At 44.8% G+C, this 15,188-nt stretch carries 16 protein-coding genes; 10 read left to right on the top strand and 6 right to left on the bottom strand.

The window, feature by feature from the left end; genetic code table 11:
* Positions 1 to 2: 2 nt before the first annotated feature.
* Positions 3 to 599 (bottom strand): class I SAM-dependent methyltransferase, encoded by a 597-nt coding sequence (locus BK139_RS17570; RefSeq protein WP_076261349.1) that lies wholly within the window; start codon positions 597 to 599, stop codon positions 3 to 5.
* Between the two features lie 41 nt (positions 600 to 640).
* Here BK139_RS17570 and BK139_RS24090 point away from each other — a divergent pair, with 41 nt between their 5' ends.
* The 3 genes from BK139_RS24090 (at position 641) to BK139_RS17580 (ending at position 5,183) form a co-directional block, all read left to right on the top strand.
* A complete protein-coding gene (locus BK139_RS24090) occupies positions 641 to 778 on the top strand; it encodes a hypothetical protein (RefSeq protein ID WP_175609150.1) in 138 nt (45 codons plus the stop codon).
* 36 nt (positions 779 to 814) lie between these two features.
* Entirely contained in the window at positions 815 to 1,021 is a 207-nt protein-coding gene (locus BK139_RS17575) for a thioredoxin domain-containing protein (protein ID WP_076261351.1), read from the top strand.
* Positions 1,022 to 1,436: 415 nt separating this feature from the next.
* The gene (locus tag BK139_RS17580) at positions 1,437 to 5,183 is read left to right on the top strand and encodes a S8 family serine peptidase (RefSeq protein ID WP_076261353.1); all 3,747 of its coding nucleotides are present in this window, start codon (positions 1,437 to 1,439) and stop codon (positions 5,181 to 5,183) included.
* A 156-nt stretch (positions 5,184 to 5,339) separates the two neighbouring features.
* Here the strand turns inward: BK139_RS17580 and BK139_RS17585 are convergent, their stop codons facing one another.
* Positions 5,340 to 7,034 carry a methyl-accepting chemotaxis protein gene (locus BK139_RS17585; RefSeq protein WP_076261355.1) on the bottom strand — a complete coding sequence of 565 codons (1,695 nt, stop codon included), beginning with the start codon at positions 7,032 to 7,034 and terminating at the stop codon, positions 5,340 to 5,342.
* Positions 7,035 to 7,216: 182 nt separating this feature from the next.
* On the opposite strand from BK139_RS17585, the gene BK139_RS17590 reads away from it, so the two are divergent.
* Positions 7,217 to 7,702: a hypothetical protein gene (locus tag BK139_RS17590; RefSeq protein ID WP_076261357.1), complete on the top strand. Its 486-nt coding sequence runs from the start codon at positions 7,217 to 7,219 to the stop codon at positions 7,700 to 7,702.
* Between the two features lie 301 nt (positions 7,703 to 8,003).
* Here the strand turns inward: BK139_RS17590 and BK139_RS24095 are convergent, their stop codons facing one another.
* Positions 8,004 to 8,153 (bottom strand): hypothetical protein, encoded by a 150-nt coding sequence (locus BK139_RS24095; RefSeq protein WP_175609151.1) that lies wholly within the window; start codon positions 8,151 to 8,153, stop codon positions 8,004 to 8,006.
* A gap of 162 nt (positions 8,154 to 8,315) precedes the next feature.
* On the opposite strand from BK139_RS24095, the gene BK139_RS17595 reads away from it, so the two are divergent.
* From BK139_RS17595 to BK139_RS17620, 6 genes are all read left to right on the top strand, one after another.
* A complete protein-coding gene (locus tag BK139_RS17595; RefSeq protein WP_076261360.1) occupies positions 8,316 to 9,020 on the top strand; it encodes a DUF421 domain-containing protein in 705 nt (234 codons plus the stop codon).
* Positions 9,021 to 9,037: 17 nt separating this feature from the next.
* Positions 9,038 to 10,024 carry a DUF3231 family protein gene (locus tag BK139_RS17600; RefSeq protein ID WP_076261362.1) on the top strand — a complete coding sequence of 329 codons (987 nt, stop codon included), beginning with the start codon at positions 9,038 to 9,040 and terminating at the stop codon, positions 10,022 to 10,024.
* Between the two features lie 92 nt (positions 10,025 to 10,116).
* Positions 10,117 to 10,926, top strand: coding sequence for a hypothetical protein (locus tag BK139_RS17605; RefSeq protein ID WP_076261365.1), 810 nt, complete (start codon positions 10,117 to 10,119; stop codon positions 10,924 to 10,926).
* A gap of 71 nt (positions 10,927 to 10,997) precedes the next feature.
* Positions 10,998 to 11,216, top strand: a complete 219-nt coding sequence (locus BK139_RS17610; RefSeq protein WP_076261368.1) for a DUF1659 domain-containing protein — start codon at positions 10,998 to 11,000, stop codon at positions 11,214 to 11,216.
* A 37-nt stretch (positions 11,217 to 11,253) separates the two neighbouring features.
* Positions 11,254 to 11,472 carry a DUF2922 domain-containing protein gene (locus BK139_RS17615; RefSeq protein ID WP_076261371.1) on the top strand — a complete coding sequence of 73 codons (219 nt, stop codon included), beginning with the start codon at positions 11,254 to 11,256 and terminating at the stop codon, positions 11,470 to 11,472.
* A 222-nt stretch (positions 11,473 to 11,694) separates the two neighbouring features.
* Entirely contained in the window at positions 11,695 to 11,832 is a 138-nt protein-coding gene (locus BK139_RS17620; RefSeq protein ID WP_048010265.1) for a YvrJ family protein, read from the top strand.
* Positions 11,833 to 11,866: 34 nt separating this feature from the next.
* Here BK139_RS17620 and BK139_RS17625 read toward each other — a convergent pair whose 3' ends face one another.
* The 3 genes from BK139_RS17625 to BK139_RS17635 all read right to left on the bottom strand — a co-directional run bounded on the left by BK139_RS17625 (position 11,867) and on the right by BK139_RS17635 (position 15,185).
* Positions 11,867 to 12,739, bottom strand: coding sequence for an AraC family transcriptional regulator (locus BK139_RS17625; protein ID WP_076261373.1), 873 nt, complete (start codon positions 12,737 to 12,739; stop codon positions 11,867 to 11,869).
* 83 nt (positions 12,740 to 12,822) lie between these two features.
* Positions 12,823 to 13,272, bottom strand: coding sequence for a helix-turn-helix domain-containing protein (locus tag BK139_RS17630; RefSeq protein ID WP_076261375.1), 450 nt, complete (start codon positions 13,270 to 13,272; stop codon positions 12,823 to 12,825).
* A gap of 164 nt (positions 13,273 to 13,436) precedes the next feature.
* Positions 13,437 to 15,185: an FTR1 family protein gene (locus BK139_RS17635; RefSeq protein ID WP_076261377.1), complete on the bottom strand. Its 1,749-nt coding sequence runs from the start codon at positions 15,183 to 15,185 to the stop codon at positions 13,437 to 13,439.
* Positions 15,186 to 15,188 lie beyond the last annotated feature (3 nt).

A 15,188-nucleotide genomic window follows, 5' to 3' on the forward strand; every position in this document is an offset into this window, starting at 1 on the left:
TTCTACTTTTGCAGGATCACCTGGATGACATGTCCCGTGCCTGTATGGCCTTTTCCTTCCACTCTTTCCTGTTCGCCATAAAAGAAATGGAGGACTTTATAGTTTCTAATCCATTGAAGAATATCTGCAGGGTGATAGACCATATCCACACTTTTCGGCCCGCCTGTTCCATAGCGGAGCTGATCCTCTGAATAGACCTCAAGCATGACAATACCACCCGGTTTGACAACGGAAACAAGCTTATCGAAAACGGTTTTTTGGTCTTTTTTCAGAAAATGGCCGAAAACCATAATCGAAGCGTCATATTCCTCAGTTGGCACAGAATCATGAATCAGATCCTTCTGCCCTGTTTCCACTCTGACTTGATGGCGCTCAGCCAGCAGCTGTGTTTTGTTTAACCCGCTTTGCGTATAATCCCATGCTGTTACATCATGCCCCTTTCTTGCCAGGAATACGGCATTTCGGCCCTCCCCCTCGGCAAAGGCCACAACTCGTTTGTGCCCTTCAAGCCGCCATACCTGCTCTCTGATGAATTCATTGGGCTCTTCGCCATATAAATAGCCTTCTTGAGAAAACTTTTCTTCCCATAGATTTGCCAATCTCACCACTCCTTTTCCCATAAGGTATTCTAGGAGAGGTTATGGAAATCCTATTGTATAATGGAAAAAATGCCAGCAAGAGGAGGATAAAAATGAAAGAGCTGACAGCGATGGAAGAGGTGCATCGATTTATTCAAAGCACAGAGCTGGGCCTTATTTATGTGCTGCATGACAGCTGAAGCGTCTGCCATGGCCTGCTTCCTCAGGTTGAGGAAGTGTTAAAGGATTACCCCCGTATCGAAGCACGGCTTGTAAATGCAGGCAAGGTAACCGAAATTGCCGGATACCTGATGGCCTTTACAGTGCCTGTGATTGCCTTATATCTGGATGGAAGAGAAGTATTAAGGGAAGCTCGGTTTATACCGGTTGAGAAGCTTCGTGATGATTTGAAAAGGATTTATGATAGGGTTTTTGATGTATAAAGCAAGGACTGGCGGTGCTTTTCCGCTGGTCTTTTTGACTGTTCAGCTGTTTGTTTTAGAAAATTAACCGTACAAGAACTTAATAGATTTGCTGTAAGTTAGAATATTATTTTCTTCCCCTATTAAATAACCCCAAATTTTATTGTTATAAATACCTACAAACTCTCCCAATAATTCATCAATTTATCGAAATCTAATTCTTTTAGCCCATCTTTCACACTTCAATCATCCTCTAATTCCCCCAATTAACAGAATGTTCTTTCTTCTTTATACTTTTCAATAGAACGCCCTTACAAACTATAAGTCAAGTATTTAAGGAGGTTGGTTCTTGATTATTTTAAAGCAGTTTAATAGGGTCATTTCTAAGCTGCTTTAACGGAAACCACTATACTTTTAAAGAGGAGAATGGACACGAATGGGAGATTTCAAGTTTAAAAAGTATTTAACCGCTGCCATGGCTGCGGCTATGCTGGCTGTTCCGCCCCTGCAGGCTTCGGCGGATGATTCCGGGAAAGGCATCCTGAAAGGGGATGATGGCAAAGCGTCCATAGCTGATCTGCAAGGGATGAATGCCAAAGCAAGTAAAGGCAAACATGTCATCACTCTTATTACAGGTGATGTCGTAACTGTAACTGAATTCGCAGATGGAAAGAATATTATTCATGTGGAACCAGCTGACCCTTCCGCCAGTGGTGCACGCATTTTAACTGCCAACAAGGAAACGTATGTCATTCCAGACAAGGCTATGCCTTACCTGGCTTCCGGATTTTTGGATCAGGATTTGTTCAATATCACAGCTTTAATCAAAGATGGCTATGATGACGAGAATCAGAAGGAATTGCCTGTCATCATTCAATATTCCGAGTCCAAGGGCCGCTCAGCTGCTGCTTTTAAAGCTCCTAAAGGCTCAAAGAAAACCCATGTACTTGAAAGTATAGATAGTGTTGCAGTCTCCGCTGATAAGAAAGAAACAAAGGAATTTTGGTCAGAAATCACCAGCAAGACTGCTAAAAAAACGAAGGCTGCACTGGCTCCAGGGATTGAAAAAATCTGGCTCGATGGCCGTGTCGAAGCATCTCTTGAACAGAGTGTCCCGCAGATCGGAGCCCCTTCCGCTTGGGAATCCGGCTATGACGGAACTGGTGTAAAAGTGGCTGTTCTGGATACTGGGATTGATTCAGGGCATCCGGACATTTCAGGTCAGTTGGATGAGGCAGTAAGCTTTGTGCCAGGAGAGGAAGTAACCGACAGACATGCACACGGAACACATGTGGCTTCCACAGTACTTGGTACCGGGGAAGCATCAGAAGGACGGAATAAGGGTGTGGCACCTGGCGCACGTCTTCTTGTAGGAAAAGTACTTAGTGATGAAGGCTTTGGCCAGGATTCATGGATTATCGACGGAATGGAATGGGCTGCTGAAAATGCAAAAGTCGTCAATATGAGCCTGGGCAGTTCTGAACCAAGCGATGGAACAGACCCAATGGCTCAAGCTGTTAACAATCTCAGTAAAGAAACAGGTTCCCTGTTTGTGATTGCTGCCGGGAACACGGACAGTGAAGGAATCGGCTCACCAGGAGCTGCTGAGGAAGCTCTAACTGTTGGCGCAGTGGACAAGTCCGACAATCTTGCCTGGTTCTCGTCTAAAGGGCCCAGCTTTGGAAGCTCAGGATTAAAGCCTGATCTCACAGCTCCCGGAGTTGGAATCCTGGCAGCACGTTCTCAATATACGAACCAGGGAAGCGGCTCTTATATGAGCATGGATGGCACCTCAATGGCAACGCCTCATGTTGCCGGAGCTGCAGCCCTTCTCGCCCAGCGCCACCCGGACTGGACAGGGGAACAGCTTAAGGAAGCTTTAATGAGCACAACCAAGAAGCTTGAACACATTAAGCCTTTTGAAGGCGGCACAGGCCGTGTGGATGCAGTGGCAGCTCTTGGCCATGTAAGGGCAACAGGATCCCTGGACTTTGGCTTCTACGACTGGCCTCATGAGAATGATGGTCCGGCTGAAAAGACCATTACGTATACAAATGATGCTGATCAGGATATAACATTGGATCTGACAGTGTCAGTCAAAGATGCCAATGACACGGATGCACCTGCCGGAATGGTAAAGCTATCAGCAGAAAAAGTGACTGTTCCAGCAAAAGGAAGCACGAATGTCACCGTTACATTGGACCCTAATGCAGGTAATTTTGGCACCCGATATCAGGGGCGCATTAGCGCTTCATCAGAGGGAGAGAGCATTGTCCATACTTCACTGGGCATGATCAAAGAAGATGAAAGATACCCGCTGACCATTAAGGCAATCGACCGTGACGGGGAAGCTGCCTCTGCCTACTTCTACCTTTTGGGACCAACTGGTGAACCGCAGTTTATGTCAGTGGATGGCACGAAGGAGCTGAGACTGCCGAAAGGAATATATTCGGTTATGTCGATGATGGATGTTGATACAGATACAGATCATGCAGGAGTAGCGCTTGTCGGCGATCCGGAAGTTCATTTGGATGGACCGCAGACCGTTATGCTGGATGCGCGAGAGGCTAATGAAATTACAGTAGATGTTCCGAAAGAAACAGAAGCCCATTACCGCAAGATGGAATATTTCCGCAGCATTGATGGAAACCAGGTGAATGACATTTACATCATGCCGGCAGTGGCAGATAAAATGTACGCTGCCCCTACTGAGAAAGTAGACACTGGTGAATTCACGCAGGCTACGCGCTGGCGCCTGGCAGAACCACTATTGACCATTGGTTTCAAGGGCAAAGAATTAGATGATATTCCGCAGGCTGGCAGCACTCTTATGAACGGGAAGTACAATCTGGAAGCTGTCTATGCAGGGAATGGATCAAACGAGGATTATCAAAAACTTGATGTTAAAGGCAAAGCTGCCATTGTCCTGCGCAGTGATGAATTAACTGGATCAGAACGTGCTGCAGCAGCTCTGGCAGCAGGAGCAAAGCTATTAATCACTGTTAATGACAGACCGCAGGAGCTTAGTGAATGGACAGGAGTAGAAAATGAAGACTTTTCACTTTCCGATAGCCCTCTCCCAGTAGCCGGAGTCAGCGGAAATGAAGGACGGGGACTGATCGAAGCGGCCAAGTCCGGCGGATTGACCTTAAACGTCGAGGGTACTCCTGATTCGGACTATTTATATGACCTGGTGGACATGCATCATCAGGCAGTTCCTAAAAAAGTAAATTATGCACCGAAAACGAAGGACCTTGTCAAAATCAACTCTGAATATAAATCAGATCGCCCTGCACCTGGTGCCGAGTTCCGCTACGATATCCTCGAGCACAGCTTTGCCGGTGTTGGCTTCCTGCAAAGACTGTCACTCCCGTCCGTCAGAACAGAGTGGGTATCGGCGCAAAACGGAACGTCCTGGTATCATCAGGCTGGTGTCCTTGATGCCCAATGGGAAGTAAGGCAGCCAAAAGTGGAATACAAACCAGGTCAAACGTTGAATGAAGAATGGTTTTCACCAGTAGTCCGCCCTCGTTTTGGTGCGGGATTTTGGGCTCCTTATCGTACAGACAATTATTTGATTCTCAATGTTCCTGCCTGGGCTGACTCAGGAGCTGGCCATACAGGCGCCGACATGAATTACCCTGGTGATCAGACATTAAAGCTATATCAGGGGGATACACTGGTTAGAGAAGGAAAGGGCCAGGCTCTCTACTTATTCAATGAATTTCCGGCAGAGAAAACCCAGTACAAACTTGTAAGTGATGCAGCCCGCGATGCAGAGCGCTGGAACACATCAGTCAGTACACATACGGAGTGGACATTCTGGTCCCAGCAGCAGGAAGAATATCAGACTGCACTTCCGCTGATTTCTCTTGATTATAAAGTGGATACGGACATGGCCGGCAACTCCACGGCCGGTAAGAAGATTAAGCTTGATTTATCAGCTGTTCAAATAGCCGATGCCCCTGAAAATGGCAAAATAAAAGGAGCCAGTCTTGAAGTGTCCTTTGATGAAGGAAAGACATGGGAAGCGGCAAAATTAGCAGCTAAAGGAAACGGCTGGTCTGCCGAAATCAAGCATCCAAATAAGAAGGGAGCCTCTGTCTCCCTGCGTACCAGTGCATGGGATGATGCAGGCAATCGTGTGAATCAGGAGATCATCAAGGCTTATGGATTAAAATAAAGAAGCTTCTGTTAGGAGCGGATTGCGTAACAGAGAAGGTGTGAACCAGACAGTCAATGCCTGGTTCACTTTTGTAATAGACTTCGTCAAACTTCGCAACCCGCCAGGGCAGCTTTGGAGGATTCAGTGCGTCTCGCCTTATGCTTTTCGTAATCCCTATACCCTATAATGGCTTGTCATTTCAGACAATGACCTTGCTAAAGAGTTGAGTTTCACCCCAATTTTATCCGTTTTCTCCATTTGTCCTGTTTGAATGACACTGGCAGCAAGCATTTCTTCTGCACTGGCCAATGTTTCCTGTGAAACAGAGGCGAACTGTTCAGCACCCTGTTCAAGCTGCGGCAGCGTTTCTTCCAGGCCTTTTAGCTCCGTTTGCATGGTTTGGAGCTTTCCGCTTACATTAGAAATTTCATTCATCAGCTCATCCAATGATAGTTTGGATTGGCCCGCCATCTCAAGATTTCCTTTGATCTCCGTATGGAGCCGGTCAAATTCATCTGAAGCTCTAAGAGTTATATTCTCCATACTTCTTATTCCCTGAGTGATATTTTCTGCAGCACCTGCAGATTGCTCCGCTAGTTTACGGACCTCTCCAGCGACCACGGCAAAGCCTTTCCCTGCCTCTCCTGCACGGGCAGCCTCAATGGAAGCATTTAAAGATAACAGTCTTGTTTGTTCAGCAATCCCTTTTACCATTCCGACAAGATTTGTAATCGATAAGGAATGGTCTTTGACCTCTCTTATTGTCAGTGTCAATTTTTCAAACTTTAACCCAAAGGAATGGATGGCAGCGATCAAATCATTGATGCTGTTCCCGCCGCGCCAGGCAGAATCATTCATAACCTCCGAACTGCGGTTTACACTTTCCATTTGCAAAAACATGTCTTCAAACCTATCTTTCATTTCTTTAAAACTGGCAACACTATTTTCAGAACTGGATGCGGTTTGCTCTGCACCCATTTTCACAAGGTGAATGGCTGATACCAGCTGCTGCCCGCTTTCAAGAGCGCTGAAGGATGACCTTTTAAGCTCATTGCCCGTACTCTCCAGCTCCTTCGTTGTGCCGGTCAGCTCCCGCAGCAGGCTCCTCATTTGTTCAATCATACTATTATAACTTTTCTGCAGAGAAGCAATTTCAGGAATTTCTGTATGAATTTCAAGCGGATTTTTCAGGTTTCCTTCCCGGACCTCCCGCATGGTGTTTCTTAAAAGGTTCAAAGGCTTCGTTATTTTTCTGACAAAAAGGCTGATAATGGCCGAAGCAGCCGATAAACTGACCACAATTGCTGCAATCATAAAATAACCGATCGCATGCACATCAGACATATACGCTTTTGCCGGGATGAGGACTACATAGGTGCCATTAATTTCCTTCATCTCCTGAAAGGCCGCTGTATAATCTGTCCCGTTCATCTCAATATGTAAGACGCCATTTTTCATTGCGCTGATTTTATTGATGACATCCCTTGAAAAAGCGGCATCCGTTTTGCTGCTGACTTTAAAAGGCTTCATCCTATTATCTGCAAGATAGAAAAAATCGGAATCTATCCCATCCGAGTGCAGCTTTTTCTGCTGAGCACGGACACTGGCCTCAAGCTGCTGCTTAAAGTACGCATCATCACTGACATACACAAACTTTAAGTTTTCCGCTATGTATCCCATTAGTTCTGCTTCTCTTGCCAATCTATCCTCAATTGTTTTGATTGCCATGTCCTTTGTTTTAAGATAGGAACTAACTCCGACTGCCGATATCGATAGCAGCAACAAGGTAAAAAACAATACCAATAATCTTTTGCCCAGGTTCAGCTTATGGCTGCAGGCTGCCGCAAAGTTGTCCAGCTGCTTCTTCATTTCTCCAAAACCCCCAAAATATCATACTAATGACCTATAAGGAAATTATACAGACCGAATGTAAATCCAATGTAAAGATTGGATGAAAGTAATGTTTTGTAAATTTACAAAGGAACGTAAAATAGGCTGTTTTAATATATTGGTTACATCCGAGGCTTTATTTTTTAGAACGGAGGAAGAACATGACCAATTTTCAATACTTCACGGGAACTATTGTGCAAATCTCTGATTTTAACATGGAAGGCTGCCTAAAGATGATTTCTGCTGATAACGGGATGGGGGGAACTGTCAATTTCATCGTATCCCCTTCGACTTTTGTTTTAGATCAAACCAGGCTGTCAGCCGGGGACATTATTACCGGATATTATGACGGCAATGCTCCTGTTCCGCTGATATATCCCCCTCAATACCGTGCTCTGGTGGTCGTAAAACATACTTCCCAGCAAAATGTGAAAACGGACTATTTTAATAGCCAGCTAATCAGCAGCGATGGCCAGCTGCAATTAAACATCTCGCCGTATACCCAGATGGTGCTGACCAATGGGCAGGCCTTTACCGGCAGCCCCGCCAACAGGGACCTGGTTGTGACCTATGGTCCGTCTACCAAGAGCATACCTGCCCAGACCACACCTTATAAGATTGTTGTGTTGTGCTTACCGTCCGCATAAGAGCCGTAATAGAAATAGCCCCAATCTGTTGTTGATTGGGGCTTTGGCTGGTTTTGGACAAAGGCGGGTTCAGACTCTAACTCGCGCTTTCCTGCTTTTTGTGTCTGAAGTTGCACCAGGTTCTGACTCTAACTGACGCTCCCATGCTTTTTGTGTCTGAAGTTGCACCAGGTTCTGACTCTAACTGACGCTCCCATGCTTTTTGTGTCTGAAGTTGCCTCTAGGTCCTGACTCTAACCCGGGCTTCCCTCCTTTTCAGTCCGAGCCGCCTCCCCCTCTTCCCAAAACCCAACCAGCTTAATTACTCATCATCCACTTCTCCGTCGCCTATTTCATCCTCTTCTTCCACATCTTCAACCTGTTCGTCTTCCTCAGGCTTTTCATCGTTTCCGCAGCCCGTTAACGTTACGAAGGATAGAGATAGAAAAAGCATCAATAAGAATTTTTTCATATAGATAACCTCCTTTCGCTTAGTTTTTCAAAAAGACAAATCATATATGTATTGTTAATAATTTACAAATATTCCTTCCCTTTGAATATTTGCAGCTGGATAGGAAAACACTTGTATAAAGCTGCACTTTACTTTTTACGCAGATAAAAGGATGTGCCAGAGATGGATTTTTTACAGAGTCAGCACTCACTTTCTGCTTTGGAGTGGGGACTCAGGGCTGTCATCGCTTATTTCTTCTTAGTCATTGTCGCCAAAGTGCTGGGGCAGCGTGCCATTTCCCAATTAAGACTCCTGGATTTAGTAATGGCTTTAGTGATTGGCAATATTATTGCCCATCCCTTATCAGATGAGGAGCTGGGACTAAAAGGTTCCATTGTTACAACCATTGTACTTGTCGTTCTTTACCTGATCAGTCTATTCAGCATCCTGAAATGGCCAGCGGTTAGAAGAATGGTAAACAGCAAGCCCATCCCCCTCGTACAGAATGGAGAAATCATCTATAAAGGCTTAAATAAAGCAAGGATTTCCATTGATGTGCTGCTGGAGGAATTACGCGAGAAAAAAGTAGAAGATGTAAAAAAGGTGGCGCTTGCTCTATGGGAAGCAAACGGAAGCATTTCCTTCTTTTTGGATCCCAAATATGAACCTATTACACCTGCTTTCCTGCAAAGAGATGCAGAACCATTCGATATGCCAAGAACGATTATTAAGGAAGGCAAAGTGGATAAAAAAGTGCTGCAAACCATACAAAAGGACGAAAGATGGCTAATCGCCCATTTAGAACGTTTCTATCAGACAGAAATTAATAATGTTTTGTTAGCTACCATGGACAGCAAAGGAACCTTGAAGATATTTTTATATCACTAATTTGACTAAAAGGAGTGATGGCAGTGCGTTCTAAGGAGCTGACGGTCTCTGAGGTCTCGAATATGTGGTCATCTTATTTAAAAAACAGCATGGAGCTTCAGTTTTTCACCTATTTTTTTCAAACAGCAGAGGATCGCAAAGTCAGAAAGATTGTTGGAAGGCTGCTGCATCAGTCCGGGAAAAACCTAAAGCAGCTCCAGGATTTTTTTCATAAAGAGAGCATTTCCGTGCCCCTCGGTTTCACTGATGAGGATATAAATATAAATGCCGGAAAAGTATTCTCCGATCATTTCATTTTATTTTTTTGCCATGATATTACCCAGCTTTCATTGAGTACATATCCAAGCGCCCTGGGTGAAAGCACCCGTAAAGATATCCGGGATTATTTTGAGATCACACTTAAGTTCACGTTAAAGATCCAAAATGAAATTGTGGATTTGATGTTATCCAAGGACATTTACCCAAAGCCGCCCAAAATCAAGCTTGATGACCGGATCGATTTTGCCCGGAGCATAATATACCTTAATGGGTTTAGGGGTGGATCCCGTGCGCTTAATGCCCCTGAAATTGCAAATCTATCCAGATTGATTCATAGGGCCCAATTCTCGAGAAATATCTTTGCAACCTTCAGCCATATTTCTCAAAGAAACGAAATGAAAGACCATTTCAGCAAAGGAAGGGCTATGGCCGAGGACGTGCTGCGATCCCTTCAGGAAGTAATGAACAAGGAAAATATTCCGGTTTCCTCTGCCAAAGAGCTTACCCAATTTGACGTGGATATTCCTCCTTTTTCAGAGAAAATGATGCTGTTCTTTGTTAACACATGTATCGGAATCTTCTGCTTCACCATGATCAGCCAGGCCATGACCTCCAGCCTAAGATCCGATATAATCATAAAACTGCTTAGCATCAGCAAAAATATGTCCCTTTATTACGGAAAAGGCCTGATGATTGCCATAAAGCAAAAATGGCTTGAACAGCCGCCACAGGCTGCGGAGAGATAGATTTTCACCATTCCGTCACAGCTTTCTCCAACCACCCTGTCTTTTTCTCCCTTTCATTTCGATTATAAGAGATGAAAGGGCGGTGCAAAGATATGAATCTTAAATCAGGACGTGTGGACCAGTTTGAACAGTTTTCTCAGTTTAAAGATCTTCAGGAATTTAATGCCCATCTGGAAATGTGGCTTGCCATACATAAGAATGATTTTTCAAAGGGAGAACTTGTTGGGCTGAAACGGCTTGTCCGGTTTGCCGCGAAGTTACCCGGTGTTTCCAATGCCAAGATCGGGACCATTTTAAAAGCCATTCATGCTGAATACAGCGGCAATGGCATCTCCCGATCTACTTTTAAAAGAATGATTGCCAAAGCGACAGAAATCGGTATTTTTACTGTTCATGAAACAGAAAGAAAAAACGGTTCCCAGTCCAGCAACTTGTATGTTTTTAATCGTTTTCCCAAGAGTGAACCACCTAAGAAGGAAAAAATGGACCACCCTAATAAAACTATCAATCTTTCTAAAACTAATAAAAATCAAAAGATTACTAAACGTAACGAAACCGTCCTCGATCACACTTTTACAAGTGACCATGTACCACAATCATTTATCAGCACAGTAAAATACTTTTTTCCGGAAGCAAGGCAGATTGAGGAGTTTTGGAAAATGACAGCCATTGCAGCCTATAAAAATAATTGTGAGTTGAACACTATTCAAGAAACCGCCATCCTTTCCTTTAAACAGCTGATCCGAAAAATGAAAACCAGCGTCATTGCTAAGCCCGCTGCTTATTTCTACGGAATCCTGAATAAGAAATTTGAAGAAAAATACTTTGAAGAACTGCATGAAATGGGGTTTTCTGCCGAAGAAAATGACTTCTCTCTAGATTTCTTTTATAAAAATAAATGATGCCTTTGAAAATTCACCCTGTCCTTTTACCCCTCCAAAACGTATATAAAGGGTGAAAGGAGGTGTTCGAGATGGCACAAGCAATTATCACTGATTCCAAACTTCGCCTGGTTTTTGAAACAGGCCTTAACGGCCAGGGCAAGCCGGTTTACAAATCCAAAACCTTTAGCGGCGTGAAGCAATCCGCTTCAGCGGACCAGCTTTTCACAGTGGGACAGGCAATCGCTGGATTATCAAGCTACCCGCTGACTGAGCTGAACAGAAATGACAGCTTCGATATCTTAGGCTAATATCTGAGAAAAATAAACAAATCAGGAGGTGAAAAACATGGCTAAATCACTTGAGATGACATTTGAAACAGAAATGGGCAAGCAAACCAAACTATCGGTCGACAGCCCTAAGGAGCCGATTGATCCGGCAGCTGTGAAGGCAGTGATGGAACAGATCATTGCGGCCAATGCATTTGACGGCAACGGCGGTGACCTTGTTGCTGCTAAAGGCGCCAGATTAGTAGAGCGCAATGTCACAGATTATGAATTAATGTAAGGAAAAGAGGCCGGATTCTTTAGAACCCGGCCTTTTTTATCGCAGTCTAACGGGCAGTAAGACCCCCACTTCAAGACTCAGAGGAATCAAAGGAGGATAAGTGGGAGTCAAACAAACTGCCCGTAAAGGCCCGATTGGTTCAACTAACAATCAGTGGGGGATAAGGAACCCCCCCACTGATTGAAGTTTCACTTTATAGATTAATAGAAAGGAGCATGCAAGATGGAACAGATGGTCACCCTGATCAGCGAACTCGGCTTCCCGATTGTGGTCACACTTTTTCTGCTGAACCGGATCGAAGCCAAGCTGGATGTCGTTGTGTCCTCAATCCAGGGATTGCCGGATCGGCTGAGGGAATAATAGACGGGACTCCATTAGCTATGGCTTAGGAGTCCTATTTTTTTGCAACCGGAATCCAGATTTCACTGCGGAATGCCGGTGAAGCCGTATCTTTGCTTTCATTCCAGAGAATTTCCGGCCCTTCTATTTGCTGATAGGAAGAGGAAGGGAACCATTCTGAGTAAATACGTCCCCATACATTCTGAAGCGTTTCCGGAAACGGCCCCACTGCTTCAAATACTGCCCATGATGTGGCCGGAATTTCAAGAGATTCCATCCCCTCAGGGCATTCCTTTGTAGTGGCAGCTCCGATATAATGGTCAAGCTCACCCTTTTCTTCCATTCTTCCTTCAGAAAAATTGGCTGATGCACTGATCAGGCCGAATGGCTCTGTGTCAGATAAACTCTTGAGCTTCATAATCTTTTCTTCATTCAGGCTCTTCCACATGGCGGCAATCTCCGGATTCACTCCGTTAAAAATAATCGGCACCCGCTTCTTTAAGCCCACAATTCGAAACGCCTCTTTTTCCTCAATACGATAGTTCATTTCAGTTCCTCCCTTAATAGATAGATGGAAGGTCATCGGCGGATAAGCCTTAAGGGCGTGGCCATAGCTTCTTGCTTCTGATGGAGTGATGCCATGAAGCTGCTGGAACGCCCTGGTAAACGAGTCAGGCGAGCTGTACCCATATTTCATGGCTACCTCAATGACCTTAGCACTCTGGTCCTTCAGGTCAAAGGCAGCCAAGGTCAGCCGTCTTCTGCGGATGTACTCGGAAAGCGATACCCCGGCCAGAAAGGAAAACATTCGTTTAAAATGGTACTCCGAGCAATAAGAAAGTTTAGCCGCTTCTTTGAAATCAACCTCTTCCGCTAAATGCTCTTCAATATAATTCATCGCCCGATTCATATTCTGCAGCAAATCCATATTGATGACCTCCTTGTATCTAAAGAATAGCAGGAGCTGCTGGTGTGAACCCGACAATCCATGCACAGAAATGCAGGATTGCGCTACTCCTTTTTATATTTCTTTTTTAACGCATCTGACACAATTCCCCCGCCCACCATTAGTACCAGCGGACCAAAGTTCCAGAAAAATGATCCGCGAAGAGAGAGTTCCATATCTGTAAATTTATTTAGGCCTAAAATGCCAAGTTTAATGAGCAGCATAGCCAGTCCGATTAAAAATAAAATTTCAAAGAACACTTTCATTCTTGGATATGCCAATTGCCTGCTGTCCTTTATCACTTTCTCTGTCAATTCCCCGTCACTCCTTAACAATTCATCAATCGTAACCCCAAACAGATCACTCAGTTTAATAATGATTTCAATGCTGGGATAGTTCTGGCCATTTTCCCATTTAGAAACAGACTGGCGGCTCACATACAGCTTTTCAGCCAGTTCCTCCTGTGACCATCCTTTCTCTTTCCTCTCCTTCTTAAGCTTTTCGGCAAAAATCATAATCGCAATCACCTTTCTCTAAATCGATCATCTCATTATGGTAATTTTTCGGATCAAAAGTAAAGATAGGAATGGTTGCAGGAGGGCGCACGCAGGGGTTGCAGGGGCCCTCACGTGTTTTTACAGCAAAAAACCCCAGCCATAGAGACTGGGGTAAAGGGCTGTTACGCTTTCGAAAAGCTTCCCTTCATATCCGAATTATTGTTCTGTCTATTAAGGATAACACTCGTAATGATAAAGATGAGAATCAGCACCAGCTGAGGTATGAGAGATTCCCAGGTCGGATAAAAGCCCAGCCAGTTGATGATCGGCAGGCTGCTGATCTGGGTGGTTTCCAGCTTATCGGTGATCTGCAGGGCATGTATGCTTACCCCCAGGATCTTAAAGGCCAGGAAGTAAATCAGAGCCGTTGCTATCTTAAAATAAATGCCAAAAGCGATTCTTTTGCTGTAGCGGATAAATAAGAAGGCAAATAAGCTCAAAATCACAACGGCAGCGCCAATCCCTGCCAGCAGGTTTCCTGTGCTGATCGAAGGGGCCATTCCGGCATAAAAGATGATGGTCTCTGCTCCTTCTCTAAAAATGGACAGGAAGCTGACGAGAGACATGGAAATAATGCTTCCCTTTGATAAAGCAGACCCAAGCTGTTTTTCGATGTATCGGTTCCATGCTTTCATACTCGATTTCTGGTGAAGCCAGATGCCGACACCAATCATCATTACCACGGCAATAATGCCTGTTACACCTTCAATTACTTCCCGGTTCGCTCCAGCTGTGGCAGAGGAAAATACCTGGCTGATGGAAACAGCAGCCGCGATGCTCATGATGATTCCGCCTGCCGCACCAGCCCAAATCCACTTTTGCTGGTCACGGGCATTCGCTTTGTTTAAAAAGGCGATTAGCGCCGCTACAATAAGCAATGCCTCCATACCTTCGCGGAGCATGATTAAAGCTGCATCCCAGAATGTGTAATTTTGTTTTTCCTGAAGCAGTTCGATTGACTGCTTATGATCCAGGATTTTCTTTTGAATGGCATCCAGATTCGCCCCTGAGGAAGACAGTTCTCCGGCAAGAACCGGAATTTCACTTTCCAGTGTTGTATATAAGGATCCATTTCTTGTCCGCACATCGCCTTCTACAGAAGGCCAGACTGTCAGAAACTGCTCCAGGCCGGCAACCGCTTCGTCTGTTCGGCCGCTTTCAACTGCCTGTGAAACTTCTTCCAGGATACCTGCCAGCGTCTGCAGGGAATAATTGTTTTTCTCTGCTTTGACTTCTTTTCCCGATACAAACTCACTGAAAGCAGCAGATAGGGAATCACTGATGCCCTTCATTTGGGCAAAATCCTTCTCGTCCTGTGTTAAGGCGATCCGCAAAAAGCCCATTTGTGTTTCGATTTTTCCGTAATGAGGAATGCTTTGGTCACGGACAATTTTTTCCTTCCGGTTCCACATCGCTAAAAGGTTCTTATATTGATTGCTGACTTCTTCTGCATTTTCTTCCGTAATGGCTGCAGATAAATCCTCGAGAATAGGGTTAAAGGCATTTTTCACTTCTTCCCGCTGCTTCTCTTTGTCTACAGGATTTTGTTTTTTTTCAAAATCAACCAGAGCATGGGATACGTTCGACAGTGCCTGCAGCGTCTCCTCTTTCTGATGCTCATCAAGAGCACCCGTTAACTCAGAAATCGTCCGGCCGACCTTTTTTGCTTCCTTGCTGTCCGTTTTCTCCACTTGCTGCCAGGATTGATCCAGCTCTGAAGCAAGTTTCTCTGCTGATTCCCAGTCATCAGCCTTCACTTTCATAATGGCATCCCCGACTAAAATAAACAGATCGCTGTAATCCTCTTCGGCGTCAGCGAATGGCGGGAAAAACATAAATAAGCATAATACGAGTAAAACCAGTTTCTTCATTTC

This window comes from Paenibacillus sp. FSL R5-0490, assembly GCF_001956215.1.
Classification (GTDB): domain Bacteria; phylum Bacillota; class Bacilli; order Bacillales; family Cytobacillaceae; genus Cytobacillus.

Bases quoted from the DNA above. Each gene is read 5' to 3' on its own strand.
- BK139_RS17610 (WP_076261368.1), top strand. From the start codon at position 10,998: ATGGCACAAGCAATTATCACTGATTCCAAACTTCGCCTGGTTTTTGAA.
- BK139_RS17590 (WP_076261357.1), top strand. From the start codon at position 7,217: ATGACCAATTTTCAATACTTCACGGGAACTATTGTGCAAATCTCTGAT.
- BK139_RS17615 (WP_076261371.1), top strand. From the start codon at position 11,254: ATGGCTAAATCACTTGAGATGACATTTGAAACAGAAATGGGCAAGCAA.
- BK139_RS17605 (WP_076261365.1), top strand. From the start codon at position 10,117: ATGAATCTTAAATCAGGACGTGTGGACCAGTTTGAACAGTTTTCTCAG.
- BK139_RS24090 (WP_175609150.1), top strand. From the start codon at position 641: ATGGAAATCCTATTGTATAATGGAAAAAATGCCAGCAAGAGGAGGATA.
- BK139_RS17635 (WP_076261377.1), bottom strand. From the start codon at position 15,185: ATGAAGAAACTGGTTTTACTCGTATTATGCTTATTTATGTTTTTCCCG.
- BK139_RS17620 (WP_048010265.1), top strand. From the start codon at position 11,695: ATGGAACAGATGGTCACCCTGATCAGCGAACTCGGCTTCCCGATTGTG.
- BK139_RS17630 (WP_076261375.1), bottom strand. From the start codon at position 13,272: ATGATTTTTGCCGAAAAGCTTAAGAAGGAGAGGAAAGAGAAAGGATGG.
- BK139_RS17585 (WP_076261355.1), bottom strand. From the start codon at position 7,034: ATGAAGAAGCAGCTGGACAACTTTGCGGCAGCCTGCAGCCATAAGCTG.
- BK139_RS17600 (WP_076261362.1), top strand. From the start codon at position 9,038: ATGGCAGTGCGTTCTAAGGAGCTGACGGTCTCTGAGGTCTCGAATATG.
- BK139_RS24095 (WP_175609151.1), bottom strand. From the start codon at position 8,153: ATGAAAAAATTCTTATTGATGCTTTTTCTATCTCTATCCTTCGTAACG.
- BK139_RS17595 (WP_076261360.1), top strand. From the start codon at position 8,316: ATGGATTTTTTACAGAGTCAGCACTCACTTTCTGCTTTGGAGTGGGGA.
- BK139_RS17625 (WP_076261373.1), bottom strand. From the start codon at position 12,739: ATGGATTTGCTGCAGAATATGAATCGGGCGATGAATTATATTGAAGAG.
- BK139_RS17580 (WP_076261353.1), top strand. From the start codon at position 1,437: ATGGGAGATTTCAAGTTTAAAAAGTATTTAACCGCTGCCATGGCTGCG.